This is a genomic window from Staphylococcus sp. EG-SA-15, assembly GCF_017151895.1.
In the GTDB taxonomy this organism is placed as follows: Bacteria; Bacillota; Bacilli; order Staphylococcales; family Staphylococcaceae; genus Staphylococcus; species Staphylococcus aureus.
The window spans coordinates 1-2,771 of the sequence record NZ_JACVZN010000059.1; the positions used below are offsets into that span (position 1 = coordinate 1).

The following is a 2,771-nucleotide window of genomic DNA, read 5'->3' on the forward strand; positions in this document are numbered from 1 at the left end:
TATAAATTCAACTTTGCAACAGAACCAATCAAACTATAGAGCAAGCTGGTAATGAATTTAAAAAATAAATTGGGATCATAACGCAATAAAAAGAGGAAGTTGCAGAGAAAAAGATAAAAATAATAAAGACATTAAATAATTGTAGATAATACAAAACGCTAAGAAATGTCCTGTGTTGCAGTGAGGATTGAGTTTGTGTGACTACGGTAAGTTATATAATAAAGGATGTCATGCTATACAACATCCTTTATAAATTGCGTTCTATAAAAATTAATTCGACTTAAGTAAAGAATAAATTTTTAATAGTTAATGCTATACCTAAAATAGTAGCAATAAAAGAAAAAAAGCCTATGAGTAAACTTTTTATGAAAGAAAGCTTAAATTTAATTAATTCATCTCGTTGGTGACTTTCATCGTTAAATATCCAATTGTAAATAGAAGTAATTATATTTCTCAAAGTTTGTATCAGCCAGTAAGAAATAAGAACTGAAGTAATAATAATAATATAGTTATCAAAATGAGTAAGATTTTCTATACCTTTTCTAATAAATATGTATATATGATAAGAAATAATAATTATTAGAGTAGTTATTTTAACAAATTTTAATAATGAATTTTTACCTTTAAAGTAAACTACATAAAACATCATTAAATACAATGCAACTACCCAAAATATAAGAATTAAAGAAACAGCGCTTGACAAAGCTTCAATTAATGATTTATTCATAAATGTAACCTTGTATGCTAAAATAAATGCATAAGTTATTAATGTAAAAGGACTTAAAAATAAAGCGCCGATAGCATTTTGCAAAAATGTTTTAATTTCTAAACTTTTAAAGTAGTTACAAAAATGATGGAACTGCTTTTGCTTTTTTGCTGAGAGTTTCATAAAAAAACACTCCTGTTTAGCAAGTTTAATTCTATATAAAAACTATAAAAAATATATCATAATGAAACTTTTTCTTACAATACTTTTTGTAAAAATGAAATGATTTGTTTAATGATAATTTAAAGGGCAAAAAAGGGTACAGTTTTGAAATAAAGGACAAGAGTATGAAATTATTAACAATATAAGACGTTGAGAAACGTTCTGTGTTGCGATGAGTGAAACGATTAACTCTGGATTTACCCATGTTATTTTTTTACTAAGAGTAACATTATGAGTAATTAATTAATATTGAAGTGATATAAATGAATTTAACAGTTCGGGAGGTGATGATGTTATGTTAAAAGATATAACATATTTAAAGCTATTGGATCTTGAATATAAGATGCTTTGTAGCTAAATTTAATCAACATTATCACAAAGTATCTTATTTATTAATAAGTAAAATAAATATACTTGTGAAAGGTTGAAAACAATGAAAACAATGATTTATCCTCACCAATATAATTATATCAGATCGGTTATTTTAAGATTGAAAAATGTATATAAAACGGTAAATGATAAAGAAACCGTCAAAGTTATTCAATCGGAAACCTATAATGATATTAATGAGATTTTTGGTCATATAGATGACGATATTGAAGAATCTTTAAAAGTATTAATGAACATCAGATTATCAAACAAAGAAATTGAAGCAATACTTAATAAATTTTTAGAATATGTAGTACCTTTTGAACTACCTAGTCCGCAAAAACTTCAGAAAGTATTTAAGAAAGTTAAAAAAATAAAAATACCTCAATTTGAAGAATATGATTTGAAGGTAAGTTCATTTGTAGGATGGAATGAACTTGCATCAAATCGGAAATATATAATATATTACGATGAAAAAAAACAATTAAAAGGACTTTATGGAGAAATTTCTAATCAGGTTGTAAAGGGGTTCTGCACAATTTGTAATAAAGAATCTAATGTTTCATTATTCATGAAAAAGTCAAAAACCAATTCGGATGGTCAATATGTAAAAAAAGGTGACTATATATGTCGAGATAGCATTCATTGTAATAAACAATTAACAGATATTAATCAGTTTTATAATTTTATTGATAAACTAGATTAAGGAATAAACTATGTTTGTGAAAATTGTGATTGTTAAATAATATTGTTTACCGTTAATTATGGATATAAATAGCTTTAAATTCAGAGGGCAAAAAAAGGGCATAATTTTGATGATAAGGGCAAATTAAATAGTTAGCACACGGACAAGTTAAATAATTCGTTTCAAGCGTCACTCATTGAGTGGCGTTTTTTTTATTTTAAGAAATTTTTTAATACATATTGTAATAAATTTTAACTCGGGTTAGCTTATTGTTGGAGGTGCTAAAATGAACTATAAAATCGAAATTTTAGATGATTGTAATGTGATCTATGTTAGAAATAAAGGTAAGTATGGTAGTAATAAGAATTATGAAATGATGAAGAATTTTAAAGAGTGGATTAAAGAAAATTGTTATTGGAGATATGTTGAAACTAACGGAATATTAGGTGTAGCATTAGATGATCCGCAAATTGTCGAAGAAGAATCATGTAGATATGATTTAGTTTTAAAAATAGACGAAGATGTAAAGATAAATGATTTTATAAATTCTCGAAGTTTTACGGGAGGAAAATATGTTGTTTTTGCATTACCACATACAACAAAAGGTTCTGTTGCAAAGTAAAAAATATAGCTAATCACTAATATATCATGTCAGTGTTCGTTTAACTTGCTAGCATGATGCTAATTTCGTGGCATGGGGAAAATCCGTAGATCTGAAGAGACCTACGGTTCTTTTTATATAGAGCGTAAATACATTCAATACCTTTTAAAGTATTCTTTGCTGTATTG

3 protein-coding genes and 1 pseudogene are annotated in these 2,771 nt (G+C 25.9%); 2 read left to right on the forward strand and 2 right to left on the reverse strand.

The window, feature by feature from the left end; genetic code table 11:
- Positions 1–280: 280 nt before the first annotated feature.
- A complete protein-coding gene (locus IDG64_RS14265) occupies positions 281–889 on the reverse strand; it encodes a hypothetical protein (protein WP_000776990.1) in 609 nt (202 codons plus the stop codon).
- 472 nt (positions 890–1,361) lie between these two features.
- On the opposite strand from IDG64_RS14265, the gene IDG64_RS14270 reads away from it, so the two are divergent.
- Both IDG64_RS14270 and IDG64_RS14275 read left to right on the forward strand, forming a co-directional pair.
- Positions 1,362–2,003 carry a fusidic acid resistance EF-G-binding protein FusB gene (locus tag IDG64_RS14270; RefSeq protein WP_000855537.1) on the forward strand — a complete coding sequence of 214 codons (642 nt, stop codon included), beginning with the start codon at positions 1,362–1,364 and terminating at the stop codon, positions 2,001–2,003.
- Positions 2,004–2,268: 265 nt separating this feature from the next.
- On the forward strand, positions 2,269–2,604 hold the full coding sequence (locus tag IDG64_RS14275; protein ID WP_001106905.1) for a GyrI-like domain-containing protein: 336 nt from the start codon (positions 2,269–2,271) through the stop codon (positions 2,602–2,604).
- 40 nt (positions 2,605–2,644) lie between these two features.
- Here the strand turns inward: IDG64_RS14275 and IDG64_RS14280 are convergent.
- Positions 2,645–2,771, reverse strand: a pseudogene (locus IDG64_RS14280) (IS6 family transposase); the annotation flags it as partial.